At 30.7% G+C, this 23525-nt stretch carries 14 protein-coding genes; all 14 read left to right on the top strand.

The features are described 5' to 3' along the window. The first annotated feature begins 383 nt into the window (after nucleotides 1-383). The 14 genes from KV700_RS09045 (at nucleotide 384) to KV700_RS08980 (ending at nucleotide 23427) form a co-directional block, all read left to right on the top strand. A complete protein-coding gene (locus tag KV700_RS09045; RefSeq protein WP_166384138.1) occupies nucleotides 384-1028 on the top strand; it encodes a T9SS type A sorting domain-containing protein in 645 nt (214 codons plus the stop codon). Nucleotides 1029-1843: 815 nt separating this feature from the next. Next, nucleotides 1844-1984, top strand: coding sequence for a hypothetical protein (locus KV700_RS09040; RefSeq protein ID WP_166384140.1), 141 nt, complete (start codon nucleotides 1844-1846; stop codon nucleotides 1982-1984). A 574-nt stretch (nucleotides 1985-2558) separates the two neighbouring features. Continuing rightward, a complete protein-coding gene (locus tag KV700_RS09035; RefSeq protein WP_218597682.1) occupies nucleotides 2559-5240 on the top strand; it encodes a glycoside hydrolase family 3 C-terminal domain-containing protein in 2682 nt (893 codons plus the stop codon). A 265-nt stretch (nucleotides 5241-5505) separates the two neighbouring features. Beyond that, the gene (locus KV700_RS09030) at nucleotides 5506-6537 is read left to right on the top strand and encodes an endo-1,4-beta-xylanase (RefSeq protein ID WP_254712894.1); all 1032 of its coding nucleotides are present in this window, start codon (nucleotides 5506-5508) and stop codon (nucleotides 6535-6537) included. A gap of 1 nt (nucleotide 6538) precedes the next feature. After that, nucleotides 6539-7552, top strand: a complete 1014-nt coding sequence (locus KV700_RS09025) for a hypothetical protein (RefSeq protein ID WP_218597680.1) — start codon at nucleotides 6539-6541, stop codon at nucleotides 7550-7552. A 5-nt stretch (nucleotides 7553-7557) separates the two neighbouring features. Next, entirely contained in the window at nucleotides 7558-8838 is a 1281-nt protein-coding gene (locus KV700_RS09020; RefSeq protein WP_218597679.1) for a sugar phosphate isomerase/epimerase, read from the top strand. 24 nt (nucleotides 8839-8862) lie between these two features. Next, the gene (locus KV700_RS09015; RefSeq protein ID WP_166384150.1) at nucleotides 8863-9597 is read left to right on the top strand and encodes a ThuA domain-containing protein; all 735 of its coding nucleotides are present in this window, start codon (nucleotides 8863-8865) and stop codon (nucleotides 9595-9597) included. Between the two features lie 184 nt (nucleotides 9598-9781). Continuing rightward, nucleotides 9782-10969, top strand: a complete 1188-nt coding sequence (locus KV700_RS09010; RefSeq protein WP_218597678.1) for an endo-1,4-beta-xylanase — start codon at nucleotides 9782-9784, stop codon at nucleotides 10967-10969. Between the two features lie 740 nt (nucleotides 10970-11709). Next, nucleotides 11710-12504: a glycoside hydrolase family 11 protein gene (locus KV700_RS09005; RefSeq protein WP_166384154.1), complete on the top strand. Its 795-nt coding sequence runs from the start codon at nucleotides 11710-11712 to the stop codon at nucleotides 12502-12504. A 218-nt stretch (nucleotides 12505-12722) separates the two neighbouring features. Next, nucleotides 12723-13547: an SUMF1/EgtB/PvdO family nonheme iron enzyme gene (locus KV700_RS09000; protein ID WP_218597677.1), complete on the top strand. Its 825-nt coding sequence runs from the start codon at nucleotides 12723-12725 to the stop codon at nucleotides 13545-13547. A 704-nt stretch (nucleotides 13548-14251) separates the two neighbouring features. Continuing rightward, nucleotides 14252-15811 (top strand): sodium/solute symporter, encoded by a 1560-nt coding sequence (locus KV700_RS08995; protein ID WP_166384158.1) that lies wholly within the window; start codon nucleotides 14252-14254, stop codon nucleotides 15809-15811. A gap of 28 nt (nucleotides 15812-15839) precedes the next feature. Continuing rightward, nucleotides 15840-16535, top strand: coding sequence for an RraA family protein (locus KV700_RS08990; protein WP_166384160.1), 696 nt, complete (start codon nucleotides 15840-15842; stop codon nucleotides 16533-16535). 28 nt (nucleotides 16536-16563) lie between these two features. Next, nucleotides 16564-19971, top strand: coding sequence for a glycoside hydrolase family 2 protein (locus KV700_RS08985; RefSeq protein WP_218597676.1), 3408 nt, complete (start codon nucleotides 16564-16566; stop codon nucleotides 19969-19971). A gap of 243 nt (nucleotides 19972-20214) precedes the next feature. After that, nucleotides 20215-23427, top strand: a complete 3213-nt coding sequence (locus tag KV700_RS08980) for a discoidin domain-containing protein (protein WP_218597675.1) — start codon at nucleotides 20215-20217, stop codon at nucleotides 23425-23427. Nucleotides 23428-23525 lie beyond the last annotated feature (98 nt).

The raw sequence follows: 23525 nt of genomic DNA, 5'->3' as shown, positions 1-23525 counted from the left end.
TAATTATGGTGCAATATTCATTGTAAATATTCATTGCAAAATTTTGTCTTGCTTAAAAAATAAAAGTAATATAGTTTTAAGAGACTTATTTTTTTAATTAATTATGATTCGTGTAAAGTCGTTTTTTTAATTAATTGTGGCAATTACCTTTAAAATATTACCTTAGATTTTGAGTAATATTTGCGTTATTTTATTAATACATTGTACTTTAAAGTATCATATTTAGCTTTAAAAATATTTTAACATATTGTAAAAATGGGTAGTTAGCAGCATTTTTGTTATAAGATGCTTGATTTGTTATAAATGCTTTGTTTACTTATGGATAGTTTTATAACCGGTTGATTTTTAATACTTAAAATCGATTTAACACTTAAAATTAAATTATGATGAAAAAACTACTTACAATTACTCTCGTTTTATTTACTGTTATTTCAGTAAACGCACAAAGTTTAAGCGACCTTGTGTTTGAATCTACAATTACTCCAACTACAACTTCTGTAGATTTAACTTTTAATTATAATGGAATCTCTGCAGGAGATAAATTCGAATGGCAGTTAATATTAGCAAAAGCAGATGAGTCTCCAGATTGGGGATCAAAGAACATTACTTATCTAACTGATATAACTCCAAATGGAATCGGATCAGGTACTCAAACTATAACTTTTAATGTGTCGAATGGCCCTATAAATGGAGAAGTGTATACTTGGGCAGGAAAAATTACAGTGGCTTCAACTGGTGTAGATTTATACAATAACACCGGAAATTTAGTTACTATATCTACTACTGCTGGTTTAGAGGATGCAAAATCTAATGCAATAGCAATCTATCCAAACCCTGTATTAGATGAAATATTTGTTAAAAATTTATCTGAAGTAAACCAAGTAAAAGTGATTGATATTACTGGTAAAACAGTAAAAAATGTAAATGATTTTAATCAATCAAATTCTATTAATGTATCTGCTTTAAATAAAGGAGTTTATTTTTTGATTTTTGATAATAAAAAACAAGTTAAGTTTCTGAAAAATTAGAAGTTTAATTTAAATAATAAAACTGGAAGGTTTTTTAGAAAACTCTTCTAGTTTTATTATTTAAATACTGTTGCATTATTTAATAGGATTTCTACCTAAGCAATAGTCTGATTAGGTAACCTGTTAAAGGTTTTTAAAGAAGTTTTTTAGTATATCATTTACTGTTTCTAAAATTGCTTTTTTATGTTTTGCCTAATTTTAGTTATTAAATGAACTCCGTCTACAAAAAGTCTTTAAAATAAATTGTTGTGAAACTTTTTCTTTTTATAATGACATACTTCTAAAGGAGTAGAATAAATCAAAGAGATATCTGCACAATGATATAAACAATTCATTTTCATAAAATAGTTAAAATGAATGTGTTTTTTTAAAGCACTACCTACCTTATATAGTAAACCACAATTAGAGAACATATCTTATCTATATTTACAAATATGGTTTACTAAAAAAGATTAAGTTTTTGGTGAATTTTAAAGTAAAATATTAAAATAATGATCACTTCACTATTCGATATTTTAAATTATTGTTACGTTATTAGCTGTTATACTTTCTAAAATACTGTTTCTTTTGAAGCATTATATTATAATTTTGGGATGATATTATCTAAAAAGAAATAATTGATTTGATAGAATTGAAAGCTTGGTTTCGATAAAAAAAAATGGAATTTATAATTTTTTAGTTGAATCTATTTCATATAAAATGACGATAGATTATAGAAGTCAATGAAGTACCAGTCATTTTCTATGATTGTATAAGTGAGTCGATGGTATTATTTTAAATTTGTATGGTCGACAAATTCAGAAATAACAAAAGAAATGATTACTACAGGTGCTAAAATTTATAAATTAGATACAGATCTAATTGTTGTGGATAACACTAAACTTAAAAGTTATTTACGAGATGCACTAAAAGCAGTCGATAAAATTTTAGTGGTAATTAATGGGAAAGAGGTTTAAAAATATATAAAAACTGAGGCTACCCGCTTTAGTTAAATGTGTTGTAAAGTTATTTTGTTTTACCCACATATTTTGTCAAATGCTTTAAAGTACACTTGAAGATAATGGATGCAGAAATTAAATTAAATTCTATTTAATAAAAGGAGTAAGTCATCTGTTTTTAGCTTCATTATGTTTTATTAATTGTAATTTTAGGTCTCTTAAATATCTAGTTAGTCTAATTAAATTAGTAGTTTTAATAACTTAATTACCTTTAAGAATAAGCTGCAATTAGTATGTAGCGTCACTTCTGCTACTATAACAAATGTTGCGACTTATGTATTATGTTGCGCGTTAAGTGTTAGAAAGCTAATTGCAAGAATTCTTTTATGAATTGCTTTATAAGTCTCATCATTTGCTTTATTCAAAAATTATATTTGTTTCAAGCATTTTCTATGTAAGTAATAATGAAGACAAATAAATCAAAATATAAGTTGTGGATAGAATTTCTCATAATAGGGTTTATGCTGTTTTTACTTATACTAATATTTGATTACATATAAATTTCATCAACTATAAAAAACCAACCTACTATATGAATATAAATAATAAAACACAATCTTTAGTTAAGTTTTCAAAATCATGTTTAGTAACTGTTATGGTTCTATTTATGGTTGTTTCGTGTAAAACAAACAAAGAAAATCTAGCAGAAACTGAAACCTACAAGTTTAAATTTCAAAATACTTCTTTGTCATTTGAAGATAGAGTTCAGGACTTAATAAGTCAAATGACGCTTCAAGAAAAAGTATCTCAAATGCGCTATGATGCTCCGGCAATAGACAGATTAGGAATTCCAGAATACAATTGGTGGAATGAATGTTTGCATGGGGTTGGAAGAGCAGGAGAAGCAACGGTTTTTCCACAAGGTATTGGTATGGGAGCTACTTGGAATGCTCCTTTAATTTTTGAAATGGGAACGGCAGTTTCAGATGAAGCAAGAGCAAAACATCATAAATTTGTTAGTGAAGGTAAAAGAGGTATTTACCAAGGTTTAACGTTTTGGACACCTAATATTAATATTTTTAGAGACCCACGATGGGGAAGAGGACAAGAAACCTATGGGGAAGACCCACACTTAACAAGTAGAATTGGTGTTAACTATATAAAAGGACTTCAAGGAGATGATCCTAAATATTTAAAATTGGTGGCAACGGCAAAACACTTTGCTGTGCATAGTGGTCCAGAAAAATCAAGACATGAAGATAATTATCAAACATCAAATAAAGATTTATACGAAACGTATTTACCAGCTTTTGAAGCAGCTGTAAAAGAGGCTAATGTGCACTCTGTTATGTGTGCATATAATCGTTTTAGAGATGAAGCATGCTGTGGTAGTAATTTGTTGTTAAATAAAATTCTTCGTGACGATTGGGGGTTTGAAGGCTATGTAGTTTCAGATTGTTGGGCAATTAATGATTTTTGGCAATCAGGTCATCATGAAATAGTACAAACAGCAGAAGAAGCAAGTGCATTGGCTGTTGCTAGAGGAACAGATTTAAATTGTGGAGACTGTTATGATCCTAATTTAACAGAAGCGGTGCTTAAAAAAATGATTGATGAAGAAAAAATTGATTTGGCATTAACTCGATTAATGATTGCACGTTTTAAACTGGGTATGTTCGACAACGATAAAGACGTTAAATGGGCAAAAATTCCTTATAGCGTTGTTGCAAGTGAAGGTCATTATGCTTTATCTAAAAAAATAGCAAGAGAATCTATGGTATTGTTAAAAAATGAGAACAATATACTTCCGCTAAGTAAAAATATAAAATCTATTGCAATCATTGGTCCAAATGCAGACTCTAAACAAGCGTTATTAGGTAACTACCACGGTACACCTAATCAATTTAATACACCATTAAAAGCAATTACAGATAAATTACCTAACGCTACCATAAATTATGCATTAGGAAGTGATATTGCCATAGGTTGGCCTACTTTAAACACCATACCAACTTTAGCTCTTAAAAATGGTGATAACAAAGGTTTAAAAGGGGAGTATTTTGCCAATAAAGATTGGGAAGGAACACCAGAATTTACAAGAAACGATGCAGAAATTGATTTTATATGGATGAAGGATAGACCCATTAAAAATTTAAAAACTGATGTTTTTTCAGTAAAATGGACAGGACAATTAGTTCCTAATGAAAATGGGAATTATAGAATAGGATTTAAAGCGTGTAACGATGTTAAATTTTATTTTGATAACGAACTTAAGTTCGAATTTAGTGACGATCATAATACTCAAACCAAGTATTTTGATATGGAATTAAAAGCAGGACAGTCTCATGATGTTAAAATAGAATATTATAACCACCACTCAGATCCTCAAGCACAATTTGTTTGGGCAAAAATGGATCAAGATTTAATGACGCCAGCTTTAGAGGCTGCAAGAAATTCTGAAGTTGTGGTGCTTTGTTTAGGTTTATCTCCAGATATTGAAGGTGAAGAAATGCCTGTATTATTGGAAGGATTTGATAAAGGAGATCGTACTGATATTAAACTTCCAAAAACGCAAATTGAATTAATGAAAAAAATTCAGGCACTTGGTAAGCCAACCATTTTGGTTTTAATGAACGGAAGTGCTTTGGCTGTTAATTGGGCTGCCGATAATGTTCCTGCTATTCTAGAAGCATGGTATCCGGGTGAATTTGGAGGAAATGCCATTGCAGATGTGTTGTTTGGCGATTACAACCCTGGAGGAAAGTTACCTGTAACTTTTTATAAATCAGTAAATGATTTACCAGATTTTAAAAACTATAACATGGCGAATAGAACCTATAAATACTTTAAAGGAGATCCACTTTTTCCTTTTGGTCATGGTTTAAGTTATACGAATTTTACTTATACTAATTTAAATGTTTCTAATGAAGTTGTCGTAAACAAAGAAATTAAGGTAAGTGTAGAGGTAAAAAATACTGGAAGCGTTGATGGAGATGAAGTTGTACAACTGTATATTTCTCATGAAGGCAAAACAGATGCAGCAATAAGAACTTTAGTAGGTTTCGAAAGAATTCATTTAAAAGCTGGCGAAACAAAAATGTTTAGCCACAGTATCACTCCAAAACAATATGCTTTAATAAATAATGATGGTGGTTCTGTGTTAGAACCTGGAGCATTAACAATAAGTGTGGGTGGTAAACAACCAGGTTTTAAAGGTGTTGCAGATGCTACTACAAGTGGTGTGTTAACTAAAAAAATAGCATTAATAAAATAACTAATAACAACTTAAATTATTTAGGGAGTAGATTAGAAAAAGAGAAATTGTAGATTCTTTTTTAAAGGGTTACAATAAAGATTAATCAATAATTAAATTAAAGGATTTATAAAACTTGATATTCATAATTAAGCTTTTTTTAAGTCCTTTTTTTTTAAATAACAATATTAATTAGTAGCAGATGGTATATAAAAAACAAAGGTATTTTCAAATTAAAATAGTCCATATTGTCTTAATTGTGTTTGCTTTTACAAGTTGTAAAAGTGTGAGCCAAAAAAAGCTGGATGAGCCAGGTCTTAAAAATGTTTCAGAGTTTCCAATAGGTACTGCAGTTAATATTAATAGGCTAATTAATGATGACGCATTAATGTCTTTGCAGATTTTAAATTTTAATAGTATTACAGCTACAAGCGATATGAAAATGCAGTCTATTTTGCCTGCAGAAAACCAGTTTAATTGGAAAAAATCTGACACGATTTTATATTACGCCAAAAAGCACAACCAACGCGTTTTTGGCCATAACCTTATTTGGCACAGCAGTACACCAAAATGGGTAGAAGAAAAAGGGAATAAAGACAGCCTTTGGTTGGGAGAATTTATGAAAGATTATATTCATAAATATGTAGGCAGATACAAAGGCAAAGTAGCTGGATGGGATGTTGTAAACGAAGCTTTTGAATCTAAAGGTGGTGCATATAGAAAAACATTTTGGTATAATAATTTAGGTAAAGAATATATAGCAAATGCTTTTAGATATGCACATGAAGCAGATCCTGATGCCGTATTGTTTTATAATGATTTTAACATTGAGCGTGATACTCTAAAATTACAGGCCGTTTTAAATATGGTTAAAGATTTTAAGAAAGAGGGTGTACCTATTCATGGTATTGGTTTTCAAATGCACATTCGTATGGATACGCCAGATGAAGTTATTGCTTATTCATTAAAAAAAGCGGCAGAAACCGGTTTGCAAATTCACTTATCTGAAGTAGATATTATTTTTAATTCTCACAATGATGAAAGATTGGGTGGTATAGAAAATTATAGTTCTATTACTGATGAAATGAAATTAGCACAGGAAGAAAAATATAAAAATCTAGTTTTAATGTATCGCAGAATTGTTCCGAAAGAGCAGCAATTTGGAATTACAGTTTGGGATTTTACAGATAGAGATTCTTGGATTAAAGGTTTTTTTAATATGAAAGATTGGCCTACTATTTATGATGAAGATTTAAAGCCAAAACCAGCCTATAATGGTTTTTTAGAAGGTTTAAAAGAGAAAACTAAAAAAAAATAATATGAGGTATCTTAAAACTGAAATTATAAAGTTTACAACCCTGCTTTTTTTGCTATTGGTTTTAAATGTTTATAGTCAAGAGACTGAAGGTATCCATGAGTTTTACAATGCTAAATACGAACCAGAAACAGGAATTTATCACGGTGCTGGTCAAGATAAAAATGGATTCCAAGATTATGTAAATGCTTTAGGGCAAGATAAGATGCCTGCAATTTATATGACGTATGTTAATATTACGTCATCCGTAAAAAAGATTGAACGTTGGGGAAAAAGTTTACAACAAGTTTTAGATAGTTTGCCTAAAGGAATGATGCCTCAAATTGGTTTAGGATTTACGGGTGGTAAGGATACCGGATCAGGTTTGGATAAAGAAGTAGCTGATGGTAAGTATAACAAGCAATTACAAGCATTTTATAAAGTGCTTTTAGATTTAGACAGACCCTCTTTTACTAGAATTGGTTATGAGTTTGAAGGCGATTGGAACGGCTATTCACCTGAAAGTTTTAAAAAAGTATTCATCACTATTTCAAAGGCATTTAAAGAAAAGAATATAAAATCGGCTACAGTTTGGTGTTCAGGTGGTGGCTCTGCAAAATTTATAAGTCTAGATAAGTTGATGGAATACTATCCTGGTGACCAATATGTAGATTGGTGGGGTATTGATATTTTTAGTCCAGAAGAATTTGACCATGTTGGTTTACAAAACTTTTTTGATGCAGCGCATATTCATAAAAGACCCGTTATGATTGGTGAATCAACACCAAGATTTGTAGGTGTTTTAGATGGTGAAATTTCTTGGGATAAATGGTTTAAACCTTTTTTTAAAATGCTACATGATAACCCAGGAATAAAAGCATTTTGCTACATCAATTGGGATTGGGAATATTGGTCTAACAGAAATGGTTTTCCTTGGCATGATTGGAAAGATGCCCGTATAGAAAAAAATCCATTTGTATTGGAAGCTTATAAAAAAGAAATGGAGCAACCATTATTTATTCATCTTGATAAAAAATAAGAAAATTGAAAACAGTTATATCTTTAGTTATTTTTCTAAATGCATTAGTCAGTTTTGCGCAAGAAAATTATAGTTTGTCTTCTCAAAAAGAAAGATTAAGACAATACTCTGGTCAATGGGTAAGTACTATTAACCCCAGTACAGATAGTGTAGCAAAACATCCTCAAATAAAAATGAGTAGTTTGAATAATTTCAACAATCATTCACTAACAGTTAAAGTTTTACAAAAAGATAGTGTCAATCAATACCATCCAATACTTCAAGAAATTATTGGATATGATAGGGGTACCAATACTATTTTTGCTGCAGGACATAATGCAGAAGGCGCATTTTTTACAGGGAAAGGTAGCTTTCCTTCAGAAAATAACTGGACGATGCAAGACAAAGATCTTAATGGTAATAATACAATGAAGGTTGATTTTAACTTTCAAAATTATACGGATGTTATATTGGAAGGATTAGATACTAATGAAAAAAGTTTATGGAAAACCAGATACATTAAAAACAATCCTAAAGACAAAAATATTGGTATTCAGCTCGTTTCTGTTCACAAAGAAATGCTTAAAAACCCAGAACAAACCTTAATTCAGTTAGGCAGAATGGGGTATAGTTATGTTGAAACTTTTGTATATAAAAACGGTGGATTTTACGATCAAAGTCCAACGCAGTTTAAGGCTATGGTAGAAAAAGCAGGTATGCAGTTTTTAGGTTCTATGACTTTTTTCGATCCAGAAGATAAAAATGATGATGTTGCAATACATACGTGGTGGAATAAAACAATACAAGACCATAAAAAAGCTGGTGTAGAATACCTATCTACCTCAAATAGCAAATTAAAAGGCATCAAGACCATCAAAGAACTGCAAGAGTATTCTAACTACTATAATAAAGTTGGAAAGCTTTGTAAAGAGAATGGACTTAAGTTTGTGTTTCATAATCATGCTGATGAATTTTTAAAAGTAGAAGGCGTAACCATTTATGATTATTTGCTTCAAAATACCAATCCTGAGTATGTCTATTTTCAATCGGATGTATATTGGATGCAGGTAGCAGGAGTTAACCCTGTAGATTATTTTAAAACCTATCCAAAACGATTTATTAGTTGGCATGTTAAAGACTATAAAGAATTAGGCGAAAGTGGTAAAATAGATTTCAAAGATATTTTTAACTATCAAGAAATAGCAGGAGTTCAATATATTTTGTCTGAAGTAGAAGATTATAGCTTTCCACCTTTATTTAGTGTTGGTTTAGCTTGGGAATATATTTATTATGAATTATTAAAATAAACATTTAATTATAACACCTTTAGAATGAAGTATCTTTTATTAACTATATTTTTCTTTACAATGATTAAAACAAATGGGCAAGACCAGTTTAGTGTTTTGTTGTTTACGCAACATGATGCCTGGCATCACAATGCTATACCTGTTGCTGTTGATGCTTTTCAAGAAATGGCATCAGAAAATCAGTTTAAGTTTGATTGGACGCAAATACCAGATGACCTTATCACTAAATTACCAAAATATGATGTAGTTATATTTATGAACGCCAATGCTAATTTTTTGACGCCAAAACATATCGATGCTTTAAAAGCATTTATGAAACGAGGCGGAGGCTTTGTAGGTATACACGGAACTGCAGATGGTGAAAATAATAATACTTGGTTTAATGGTCTTGTAGGAGCAAGTTTTGTAAATCATCCAAAATTACAATCAGCAATTGTAAAAGTAGTCAACAGTGATTTTCCTGCAACATGGCATCTACCAAAAAAATGGCTTAGAAGTGATGAGTGGTATAACTTTGAAAACATGAATTTAGATAAACTAACTATTTTAATGACTGTTGATGAAGCTTCTTATGATTTTGCTGCGGGTTATGACGATATTCCGTTAAAAGGTATGGGAGAAAAACATCCTATTTCATGGTATCAAGAATACGAAGGAGGAAAATCTTTTTACACTGCTTTGGGTCATAAACCAGAAACTTTTAAAGATAAAAACTTTTTGAATCACATTTTTGGAGCCATATACTGGGTTTCTAAATAAATTATTCTTGGTAGTATTTATAGAATATTAGTGATGCATTATCATGGTTTACGCTTAGTAAATTTACATCTTTGTTATGTATTTACAATACATAATATAAGCATCAGTCTTATTCTTTTAATAATGGGTTTTACTTCTAATAAATTTATAAAATCACTTTAAATATTTAAAAATAAACAATAAAATGAAAAAATTAACAGTTAAAAATTTCTCTAAAGTAATTTGTGCTTTACTTGTATTATCAGGGTGTAATGATAAAACAACTACAAAAAATACAGTTTTACCAGAAACTAATAAAAGTCAAGATATAGGATTAAAAACTGCTTTTAAAAATCAGTTTATAATAGGTAGTGCCTTAAGTGTTAATGATATTTTAGACAAGGATAATGCTATAAAGCAAATTGCAAAAAAGGAGTTTAATACCATAACTCCAGAAAACTGTATGAAAGCAGAAACGGTAAATCCACAACCTGGAGTTTATGATTTTAAAGCAGCAGATGCCTATGTTGCTTTTGGTAAAGAAAACGACATGTTTATTATTGGGCACACATTAATATGGCATAATCAAACACCAGCTTGGTTTTTTACCAATTCAAAAGGAGAACCTAATTCACCCGAAGAACAGAAAACGCAATTGCGTAACCATATAAAAGCTGTTGCAGGACGATATGCCGGAAAAGTACAAGCTTGGGATGTGGTAAATGAAGTTCTCGATGATGATGGTTCATATAGATCAACCACGTGGGTAAATAGTATTGGTGATGGTGATGAGCTGGTTAGACTTGCCTTTAAATATGCAAGTGAGTTTGCACCAGATACAGAATTATATTATAATGATTTTAATGCATGGCGTCCAGAAAAAAGAGACGGAATTATTCGTATGGTAAAGATGCTTAAAGATGCCGGAATTAGAATTGATGGTATAGGGATTCAAGCACATTGGGGTTTAAATTTTCCTGAAAACAAATATATTCAAGAAGCTATTGATGCTTATGCTGCATTAGGTGTTAAAGTTTTGATAACAGAACTAGATGTTGATGTATTGCCACTAACTAAAGAAGGTCAAATAATAGGGCGTAGTATGATGGAGCCTCAGTTTCAATTAGAAGAATTCGAAACATTTTTAGACCCTTACAAAGATGGTTTACCTGCATCTGTAGAACAAGAACTTGCAGATCGTTATAAAGAATTATTTGAAATTTTTGTAAAAAACAGCGATAAAATAGATAGAGTTACTTTTTGGGGAATGCATGATGGAATGTCTTGGAAAAATGACTATCCGGTACCAAATAGGACTAATTATCCGCTTTTGTATGACAGAAATATGGAGCCTAAATTAGCTAGACAAACTATTTTAGAGACGGTAAAATAAAGTTTAATTTTTTGTGTAAACTTTTGTAAAAGTATTAAACGCTTCCTAAAAAGGGAGCGTTTTTTTTGTCTTTTTTTTGAGATTTAATTCTTTAGTATCCAAGTAATTTTCAATTAGATTTCTTTGTATTCAGACCAAAGTAAAGTAGAAAAGTATTCCCGAAAACAGGTAATACATAGACTTGAGTTAATTTTTAGTTGTATTCACCGTGTAGATTATTTAAGGGTGAAAAAGATTCCTATTTAAAAGCAGTAGCATAAACTATGCAACAATGGTTAATCTTGAAATACTAAATATCATCTATACTTTTAAAATTAATAAAAAAAGTGCTATTTCTGACTCAATTGACAAACTACATGAAAAGACTGGTGTGATAGTGGTAATATTTTTTAGCATATTCAATTCTAAAGTCATTATTGTAAAATAGATAAACTCGATAATTGTGTTTTGTGTTAACTTATAAATTTTAAAAGAGATATGCAGAAATATTTAAGTTGAAAAACTAAATTAAATTTCAAAGTGATACTTATATAATGTGTTGAAATTCAATTTATTACTCAAGTTAGAATCTGATCATAATTTTAGAGTATAATTTTTAGTAAAATAGAAAAATGCATCAATAGTTATAGTTATTACCGTATTTTTCCTATTGATGGTAAGTGAATATTTATATGTTTACAATGTTATCTAATGGTAGATGACGTAAACTTTATTAACTAAACCAAACTAAAACCAAAATTATGAGAAAATTAAATTTTTCAGTGTTACGAGGAACATTATTATTGTCAATTGCATCTTTGTCATTAATAGCCTGTTCCGAAAACGATTTGAATCTTGAAACACCAAGTGGACAAGCACAAGGTGAAATTGAAACAGTTAAAAGTGCAACAACTCCAGTTAACGAAAGAGTAGGAAATCAGAACAACTTTTTTTATTCAATTGATGCTGAAGACCAACTTGGAACAATTAATATTACATCACCTAATGGTAATGGTCATTTTAATTTTACATGGAATGGGGTTCGTCAGGTAGTAGGTGGCCTAGGATGGAGAAATACACAAAGAATAAGTGTAGGCTACAATATAGGTTCTGTAACTACAGATAACAACCTTAAATTTGTAGGATTGTATGGTTGGACTAGAAGTCCGCTTACAGAATTTTATGTTTGTGAAAGAGGACCAGGTGCACTTTTTAATGCAGCAAGCGCAGGTACTAATTATACAGCTAATAACCATACCTATGTTATGACAAAGTCTCAAAGAATACAACAACCTTCTATTGATGGTACTCAGACTTTTTGGCAAGTACAAGGTCGTTGGGGTGGAGCTGCTCTTAATTCTAATAATTCTATAAATGTAGGAACTCATTTAGATAATTTTAAAGGAGCATTAGGTGCTGATTTTGGATTAAACTTTGCTACTCCTGCTGGTGGTACAGATGCGTACATGGTATTTGGATGTGAAGCTTACGATTACGGTAATAATCGTAATAATAGAATAAGTGGTGCTATGAACGCAACTATTTGGAAGATATAAAACAAGTTTCAATTTATAAGTGAGAATTGTAATTGTATCGCTAACAAAATAAGTAATATTTGGCTGCCATTATTGGTACGCTTTTAACTATAAATATTACCTGAGCTAACACACTCATAGATTTTGTTATGCTATATTAATAACACTCAGAATATTATTCAAAAAAAATGCAGATTTAATAAATCTGCATTTTTTATATATTAAAATATAAAACATAAATGAGAAAATTATTTATATTATTATTAGTACCATTATTTATTATAACCTCATGTTCAGAAAAAGAAAATACAAATTTTGTATTTGTAGAAGGAGGTTCCTTTAAAAATACAAATTCTACCTATTATGATAAAGATGTAACTGTTTCTAATTTTTATATTGGAAAATATGAGGTTACTCAAAAAGAATGGGTAGAAATAATGGGTAGTAATCCATCAGAATTTCAAGGAGAAAATTTACCTGTAGAAAATGTAAACTGGTATGACTGTGTTGAATATTGTAACCTAAGAAGTTCTAAGGAAGGTTTAGAGCAGTATTACACTATCGACAAAAACAAGAAAGATCCATACAACGACAATGTCTTAGATGAAATTAAATGGAATGTTACTATAAATGAAGGAGCTAATGGATATCGTTTACCTACAGAACAAGAATGGGAATTTGCAGCCGGAGGAGGGCAGATGAGCAAGAATTATACATACAGCGGTAGCAATACTATAAATGAAGTAGGGTATTATTGGTGCAATTCCGGCGATAAAGACTTAAAAGGTACAAAGTGGCAATGGTCTGCATTACAAAGTAACAATTGCAAAACAAAACCGGTAGGTAGTAAAGCGCCAAACGAGTTAGGTATTTATGACGCCTCTGGAAATGTTAGAGAATGGTGCTGGAATTGGCATACCGATGCATCAGCTCCTAAAGGACGTGTTTTAAAAGGTGGTGGTTGGATAGGTGCTGATTATTGTTGTGAAGCAAGTTTTCAGGGTAATTATGAAGCAAACGGTAAGGGAAGTGATACCGGTTTTAGATTATGCAGAGGTGAATAGTTTAAATTATATAGTAAACGTATTCTCGTAAAAATAACCTAAATTCAATAAGCGATAGTATTTATGAACACCAAGACAAAATCTAAATATGTTACATTAAAATTTAGCTAATATTTAAAGAATGTTGATGGTGAGCTTTTTAATGCAATTTATTTTGCAAACATAGAACGGATCCAAATTTAGAACACAAAGAGATGTAATAAAAAAGGAGTTAGTAACAAGTGTTACTGACTCCTTTTTTAGATTAAAACAAACTAAACTAATTATTTAATTTATGGTTTTAGAGGAACAATTATTCCATTTAGGTTATTTCTAATAATTTTACAGATTGTAAATACGTAACTGTCTAATAAATGGATTAGTAGTAACGTTGGAGTAAATACCATTTTTGTTTACTTTGTAAATTGAGTAGATTTTAACACTTGGTTTACATTGCTCATATAAGCAGACTTTTTCAATTCAATAAATTGAGTTAGTTATTGAATAAATTGTTGTGTGGGTTATGGTTTGAATGCTGCTTATTTTTTAAGTAGCATTTTTTTTATTTAAATATACCAGCTTTATAGATGAATATTTTTTTGCTATTTAATCTATAAAAATATAATTTATGCAAATATAGAGTGTGTAAGTGCTAATTTAATGCAATTCTTAATGTATTACAAAGGTTAAATTTGTGATATTATAATTTTAAACCAATATAAAAAATGAATTTATCTACTGCAGACACTATTGTTTTTATCACATACTTTATGTTGATATTACTAGTTGGTTTTGGAGCTGTTTTTTATAATAAAAAAAAGCAAACATCAAATGACTACTTTTTTGCAGGTAATACACTTCCTTGGTGGGTAATTGGATCATCAGTAATTGCTGCTAATATTTCTGCAGAACAATTTATAGGAATGACAGGTTCTGGATTTGCTATAGGTCTTGGAATTGCAACTTATGAATGGCTAGGTGCTATTGGGCTTTTAGTAGTAGCAAAATTCTTTTTGCCTATTTATTTAAAAAATAATATTTATACAATGCCTGGTTTCTTAGAGAAAAGGTACGACTCTAGGCTTAGGGTAAGTTTAGCTGTATTTTGGTTGTTGGTGTATTGGTTTGTTAATTTATCATCAGTTTTTTATCTGGGAGCTTTGGTTTTAGAAGGCTATTTAGGGTTAGATTTAATGGAATGGATTTTAGTACTAGCTGCAATTTCAGGTTTATATTCAGTATTAGGAGGCTTAAAAGCTGTTGCTTATACAGATGTTATTCAAATTATTTTTTTAGTTGCAGGAGGGTTAATGACTACGTTTTTTGTATTGCAAGCAATTAGTGATTCTAACGATGTATTTTTAGGACTAAGAATGATGTTTGATGCTGCTCCAGAAAAATTTGATTTAATTTTAAGTAAATCAGATCCCAATTATAAATATTTGCCAGGAGTAAGTGTTATTCTAGGAGGTTTATGGGTTGCAAATATTGCCTATTTTGGATGTAACCAATACATTATTCAGCGTTCATTAGCTGCAAAAAATATTAATGAAGCCCAGAAAGGAATGGCATTTGCAGCTTTTTTAAAACTATTTATTCCAATAATTGTTGTTTTACCAGGAATTGCTGCTTTTGTGTTAAATGCTGGCATAGATAAGCCAGATGAAGCCTACCCTTGGTTGTTAGCTAATTTTATTCCATCAGGTTTTAAAGGCCTTGCATTTGCAGCTTTAATTTCTGCAATAGTATCCTCATTAAGCTCAATGGTTACAAGTGCATCCACCATTTTTACATTCGATATTTATAAACCGTTGTTTAATAAAACAGTCACAGATAAAAAGCTCGTAACTGTTGGTAGAATAATGAGTGCTGTTTCTTTACTAATTGCCATTATTATAGCTCCACTGTTAGCATCGCTAGAACAAGCATTTCAGTTTATACAAAATTTTACAGGCATGGTAACTCCAGGTATTGTAGTTGTATTTGTATTTGGTTTGTTCTGGAAAAGAGCAAACGCAACAGCTGCTTTATGGACCGTTATTCTAACAATTCCAGTGTCCGTTTTATTAGATATATGTATTAAAGATTTACCATTTTTAGATAGAATGGGGGTTTCATTCTTACTATTATCAATAGTATTAATTGTAGTATCACTTTTAAAGAAACAAAAAAGTAGTGATTTAATAAAAATAGATGAGGGTATTTATAAAACTACCACTGTATTTAATGTTTTAGCAATAATCATTTCAGCTGTTTTAGGAGTTTTTTATTATACTTTTTGGTAGTTAATTAATAATTTTTTAAAAAACAATAATGGATAAATTTTGGAACAATGATAAGGAGCTATTCTCTCTAGCAAAAAAAGAGTTATTTACAGCTGTAATTGGTGATGCAATGGATAAAATGAATTTATTACACCAATTTCTTCCGCCACAAATTCAACCATTAAAAGATGATATGTTTTTAATTGGAAGAGCAATGACTGTACTAGAAGCAGATACTTTTGAAGAATTAAGTCATGGGAGTCAAAACCCATTAATGGCAAAACCATTTGGGTTAATGTTAGAAGCATTAGATGATTTAAAAGAAAACGAAGTATATATATGTTCTGGAGCTTCGCTAAATTATGCTTTAGTTGGTGAGTTAATGATGACTAGAGCAAAAATACTAGGTTCGGCTGGTGCAGTTGCTAACGGCTACTCACGAGACACAAATGGTATTTTAGAATTAGATTTTCCTGTATTTTCTTATGGAAGGTATGCCCAAGATCAGGGGCCAAGAGGAAAGGTTATAGATTTTAGAGTTCCAATTGAAATGAATGGTGTTAGAATTAATCCTGGAGATATAATTATTGGTGATAATGATGGAGTTTGTGTTGTTCCTAAAGAATTTGAAGATGAAGTTTTTATTAGAGCTTTTGAAAAGGCTAGAGGTGAAAAAACAGTATTAAAAGCAATACAAAACGGTATGAGTGTTATAGACGCTTGGAATAAATACCAAATAATGTAATTATAAAATAATTTAAAAAATAAAGTACATGAAAACTTGGATTTATCTTTTATTCTTTTGTTCAACTTTGGGAATATATGCCCAAACTGGTAAAATGAATTCGTTAGCATACAATGACAGTGGCAATATTAATAACCAACCATTTCTTATAAAGGGAGATAATTATACTTTTCCAGATAAAGAGTTAGGGAATGAAGTAGATAGGTCTTGTAATTATGGAAATACAATTATTTACGCATTTAATAATTTCGATTTAAAAGCTTCCTATAATTTAAGAGTCGTTTTTGTTTCAGATGAAAATAGAGTTATTGCATTAAGTGCAGATGGAAATGCTTTAGAAGACGAAATTACTATTAAAAAAGGTGAGCGTAAAGAAATAAATTTTAAAATACCAGAAAAAGCTTATGCCTATGGACAGTTTGTATTATTATTTGAGTTAATTGAAGGAACAAATGCTGTAGTGTCTGAAATTGAAATATATTCATCAGACACTACTAATGTTCTTTCTCCTTTTTCTGAAGAACAAAAAAAAGAAATACTAAAGAAAAAATTAATTGTTGTAAATGAAATAATTAATGTAGAGAGTGTGATGCCAAAATATGTTCCTCGTCCAATAAAGGTAACAAAGGTATTTAACCCAAAACTATCTTTAAATGGTGATTGGAGATTTAATGAAAAACCGGGTAATACATTCTTTAAAAACACAAAAGAAACAACCAATTGGAAAACAATTAATGTACCAGGAGAATGGGCTATGCAAGGCTACAAAGTAGATTCTGCTGCTTTTGCAGGATATAATAAAAAATTTAATATTCCGAGAGATTGGAATGGAAATCGTATAAAGATTCGTTTTGATGGAGTTTCTAGCGAAAGTATCATTTGGATTAACGGAAAAGAAGTGGGGTCTCATATGGGAGGAATGACAGCTTTTGAATTTGATATTACCGATTTTTTAATGAAAGGAGAAAATAGTATTTCATTAAAAGTTAGAAATGAATCTTTGGCTGATATGTTGGGTAGTTTAACTCAGTATGCAGCACATCAAATAGGTGGTATTACTAGAAAAGTTACACTTTTTGCAGTGCCAGATGTACATATTTCAGATTTAAGAATTGTAACCGATTTAGATGAAAATTATAAAAATGCCAACTTAAAAATTCAATTAGGTATTACAAATTATGGAAATAACAACTCTAAAGAGCAATCGGTTAGATTTACAATTCCAGATAAAAATATAGTAAAAGAATTTATTATTGAAGAGATTAAGGTTGGTGAAACAGTTGTTAAAAATATTGAAATACCCGTTACAAATCCACAAAAATGGACCAATGAAACACCTAATTTATACGATTTATTTATCGATTTATTAAAAGAGAAGAAGCTTTCAGAAAGATTAATTAATAGAGTTGGTTTTAGAGAAGTTGAAATTAATGGAAGTGAATTACTAGTCAATGGTGTTTCGGTTAAATTAAGAGGAGTTAACCGACATGAAATACACCCATTAAAAGGAAGATCTTTAGATCAAGAAACTTGGGAAAAAGATATTGAATTGTATAATAAGGCAAATGTTAATTATATAAGAACATCACATTATCCTCCATCAGAAGAATTTATAGCTTTATGTAACGAAAAAGGAATGTTTGTAGAAATGGAAGCTCCGGTTTGTTGGGTTGGGCACCATGCTAACAAAAATTGGCAAACGCTTAATTATACAGATGAAAAGTATTTCCCATATATGTTACAAGCAAATATGGAAACTATTCATTTTTATAGAAATAACCCGTCTATTATATTTTGGTCTGCTGCCAATGAATCATATTGGAACTATAATACAGCAAAACTAATGAAATATGTTGATGCTGCAGATACAACACGTCCAAATGCATTTCACGATCAAGCATACGGAGGTTTTAATAACCAAGGAAGTACAGCTTCAATAGCAAACATTCATTATCCAGGACCAAATGGTTATAAAAAGGCTACTGATTTTGATAAACCATTAATTTATGGAGAGTACTGCCACTTAAATGTTTATAATAGAAGAGAATTAATAACAGATCCAGGTGTTAGAAACGATTGGGCTTCAGCATTAGCTCCAACTTGGGAAAACATGTATAAGACTAAAGGTGTTTTAGGAGGTGCTATTTGGTCTGGTGTTGATGATATTTTTCAAATGCCAAATGGAGATGCTGTTGGTTATGGCCCATGGGGACCAATTGATGCTTGGAGAAGACCTAAGCCAGAATATTGGCATGTAAAGAAAATTTATAGTCCAATTAGAGTAACAACCAAAAGTTTAGAAGCTACTACTAATTTTGAACTTGAAATTGAAAACAGATATACATACACAAATCTTAAAAACACTAAAGTTGTTTGGAGTTATGCAGGTGAAACAGGTAGCATTTTTCCAAATATAGAACCAGGAGCTAAAGGGAAAATTAAAATAAACGTAAAGAATATTGCTACTAATAAAAGTTTAAAATTAGTATTTTTTGATCCTAGAGGTTTTTTAGCTGATGAGTTTATAATACCAGTTGGAGAACAGTCTTTTGATGCAATTGTTAAAAATGATCCTGCAGTAAAAACAAAGTTAAAAACAACTAGCACAAGCTTTATAATTACTGGAACTAATTTTACTTGTGTAATAAGCAGAGCTACAGGACAAATAATTTCATTAAAAAAGAATGACAATATTGTATTAAATGGAGGACCTTGGTTAATGGCTTTACCTTTAGATGGTGAAGGTTGCGAACCAGATCACGATGCAAATATTCCACCTTTTAATGAGCTTTGTACTAATTGGAAAGCAACTAAAGTAGTTGCAGAAAGGTTAAATACAGGAGTGAAAATTGAGGTAAAAGGATCGTATAAAGAATTTAAGGGTGATTATTCTTTACATATTAATGCAAACGGAGAAATTAATATTGATTATGTTTTTGCAAGTAAAGTAGCCGTGAACCCAAGACAATGGGGAATGGTGTTTGATGCACCTAATAATTACAATAAATTTTTCTGGAAAAGAAATGGGAGATGGACGTCTTATCCACAATCACATATAGGTAGAGCAATTGGTGAAGCACCATTGTTTTATGAAGGTGTACCAGAAAGTATAAGTCCTAATGAAAGACCATTATGGAACTGGAGTATGGATTTTAATAAATTAGGAAGTAACGATTTTAGATCTACACGAAGAAATTTTTGGTATGCAGGGTTGCGTTCAAATTCTGGAAATGAGGTTCTTGCTGTTTCAGAAAATGCATCTCAACATTGGCGATCTTGGTTAGATGGAAAGAAAGTAAGATTTTTAGTAGCTGGTTTTGTAACAGCCGGAAACGAATTGTTTTTAGGAAGTTTTTATGGACCTACTCGAGTTCCGTTAGAAATTGGAGATGAAATTTCAGACTCTATAAAATTAATAGTAAGTAAATCTGAGTAGAATAATAATATTATTTATCCTATAAATTGAAGTGTATTTTAAAAAATTAAGCAAGCTTAAGTTTTTATAAGTATTACAATCTAATTTTCACTAATTAAACTTAATGATATGTTGAAGTTGTTTTTTTTGAATAGTATTCAAAATAAATATAAATACATGTTTATTGTATTTATAACTCTGGGAATCTTTTTGTCTGTAACAAGTTGTTTTAATAAAAATGATAAGCAAAATGAAAACCCGTTAATGAAAAATGAAGCTAATATGGATCCTTCTTTAGAAGGAATTCCTTATAAAATTAAAGATTTTATAGCGCCAGCTAATTTTTTAGAAAAGGATTGGGTAGATTTTCATAAAAATAATAAGAGTAAAGTAAATGCTTTAAATCTACTAAAAAGTCCATGGGAACAAGTAAACTTTACGGTAGATCATACAGCAGGAAGTTATGGTGCACATGGTATTGGAGTGATACGCTCTATAGCGATTCAGCCAGGAAATACAAACCGTGTTATTGCGGGAACATTACTTGCAGGTGTTTGGATAACAACTAATAAAGGTGATAATTGGGTGTCTGTTGGTCAAAATGTACCATTGGTAGAAACTATTTGGGAAGTGAAATTTGCACCTAGTAATGCCAATATTGTATACGCAATTACCAATGTAGGGTTGATTAAATCTATGGATGAAGGGCAAACTTGGAACTATGCAACTAACTTTCTTTCTACACTTCCTTATACTGCTAAAGAGGCAATGTTAGATATTTCTCCAACAGATAGTGATAAAGTATTTGTATCTACAAAGAATAATTATACTAATAATGGTGGTATTTATTTAACCACTAATGGAGGAACAACATGGAGTACCTTGCATGAAGGGAGTGCTTATTGGGATCTTAAAATTAATCCTGGGAATAGTTCTATAATTTATGCAATAGAACAAGTAGGTTCGTGGACTAAGTTTTTACGAAGTACAGATTCAGGGGTTACGTTTACAGAAATTAACAATGGTTACCCTTCTGCAGCAATTTCAGGACATCAATTATATCGTGGTGCTATTGGGGTAACTCCAGCTGCACCAAATTATGTATATGTGTATAGTGCAGGAAATGATGAGTATGGATTTTGGAAATCTACAGATGCAGGTTTGAATTTTACAAAACAAGATGAAGGATGGGCAGGTAACACTATATTATCCGTTGTTCCTTCTGGTACAGATTATACATTTGATAATAAGCTTACTGCAGGTTATGGACAAACAACTTGGGATTTTGCAATAGGAGTTTCAACAACAAATCCAGAACTTGTTTATGCAGGTTGTAATAAAACGATGTTTTCAACAAATGGAGGTACTACATGGTCTCATGTTGGTAACCCAGATCAAACTACTTGGCCTATTCATGGAGACATACAAGGCATTGATGCAAGCGGTGATGAGGTTTGGGTTGTAAGTGATGGTGGTGCCTATTATTCTTCTAATAATGGAATAAATGCTATTTCTAAGTATGATGGTATTTATAGTCAAGAATGTTGGGGCTTTAGTCAAGGATTTAAGTCAGATATTATGGCAGCAGGTATCAATCATAATGCTATTTATATAAAAGACGGTTCGTTATACAACCAATGGTTAACAGGGCCAGGAGCAGATGCACAAACAGCCACCGTAAATCCTTTAGATGACCGTTATATTTATGCGATGCCTTGGTGGGATCAAAGGCTTACTAGACCAGCATTACGTAATACAGCACCTGGTAATTCAGGTAATCTAGGTGTTTATTCTGGTTATGTAAATTTCCAAAATTATATTATGCATCCAAATCTATATAATAAAATTTATGTTATTGGACACCCAAATTCTCTAAGACCAGAATTAGTTACAGGAGTAGCAGTAAGTAATGATAATGCGTCAAGTTGGTCATCATTAAAAGATTTTCCAGACATTAGTAATACAGGAGGAAGAATGCAAGTTAGTTTTGCAGATGCCAATACAATGTTTGCTATTATAAAACGTGAGGCTAAGTCATATCAAATATGGAAAACTAATGATTCTGGAGTTAATTGGTTAAATGTAACTCCCTCTTCATCTCTAACATCAGAATTTAATATTAGAAACATAGCATTAAGTGAAACAGATACAAATATAGCTTGGGTTGTACTTGGCTCATCAAGTAATGTAAAAGTTCTAAAAACAATTGATGGCGGAACAACTTGGGTAGATTATTCAACTGGTTTACCTAATAGTGAAGGGCGTTTTGGAATTGTTAATCAAAGAGGAACTAATGGTGGGGTTTATATAGGAACAAGAATGGGCGTGTATTATCGTAATGCTTCTATGAGTTCATGGGATTTACACGGAACAGGAGTTTTAGGTGGTGAAGTTAATTTTTTACAAATTAATTATGCAAAAGGAAAAATAAGAGCTGCTGGAACTAGAGGTATTTGGGAAAATGATTTGTATGAATCTTTTAAACCTGATGCAAATTTTGCTGCCGATAAAATTTTGGTTGATTTAACACAAGATGCTATGGTGCAATTTAAAGATCATTCTGCAATTACTCAAATAGGAGCTACTTGGAGTTGGTCCTTTCCGGGAGGCATTCCTAGTACTTCTACAGATGAGAATCCTTTAATATCATATGCCAATGCTTCAGAAGGAAAACATGATGTAAAATTAACAGTTAAAGATGTAACTGGTAAAGAAAGCACTAAAACTATTACAAATTTTATAGAAGTATTTACCACGCCATGTCCAACACTTATTCCTAGCAATAAGTATTCTATACATCAATTTGATAGTCAGGAAATTGTTGGAGAAACATCTCCGGCTACCAATGTTATAGATGGAGATATTTCAACTAATTGGGTTACTCAATGGTATAGCCCAGAAGTACCTATGCCACATTATATATCAATAGATTTAAGTGCTAATTATAATGTTTCTCAAATGAATTATGCTCCAAGGCAAAATCAAGAAAATGGAAGAATTAATTCATATCAAATACATTCAAGTTTAAATGGTACAGATTGGACTCTAGTTACTTCTGGAAATTTTGTAAACTATACAGAGCTTCAAAAAGTTGTTTTTTCTAGCCCTATATTGGCTAGGTATGTAAAACTAACTGCTTTATCTGAAGTAAATGGAAACCCATGGACAACCGTTGGAGAGTTATCTTTTCTTGGTTGCTCAGAAGTACTTTCACTTAGAAAGGAGCAAGTAGACAAAGTGATGGTGTATCCTGTTCCTACGGGTAGTAATATATCTATAAAGACGTCAAACATGAAAGGTTTAGAAATACAAGTTTCTTTAGTAAGTATTGATGGTAAACAGGTAAAAAAAATGAATCTTAAAAATAAGAATGGTGAAGTTACAATGGATATAAGTGATGTAGCCAAGGGTATTTATGTATTAAATTTAATAGATGAATCGGGTAAAAAGTATCAAAAAAAAATAATAAAAAAGTAGAAAGTATTATTCATCTTTAGAACAAGAAATGTTCTTTGTTTTTTAATAAATGTTGTAAAAAATAATTTTGAAGATAGTCATAATAACAAGAATAAAAA

The organism is Polaribacter sp. NJDZ03, assembly GCF_019263805.1.
GTDB lineage: Bacteria > Bacteroidota > Bacteroidia > Flavobacteriales > Flavobacteriaceae > Polaribacter.
The sequence above is the reverse complement of the archived record's forward strand: the minus strand, read 5'-3'. Positions and strand labels throughout refer to the sequence as shown.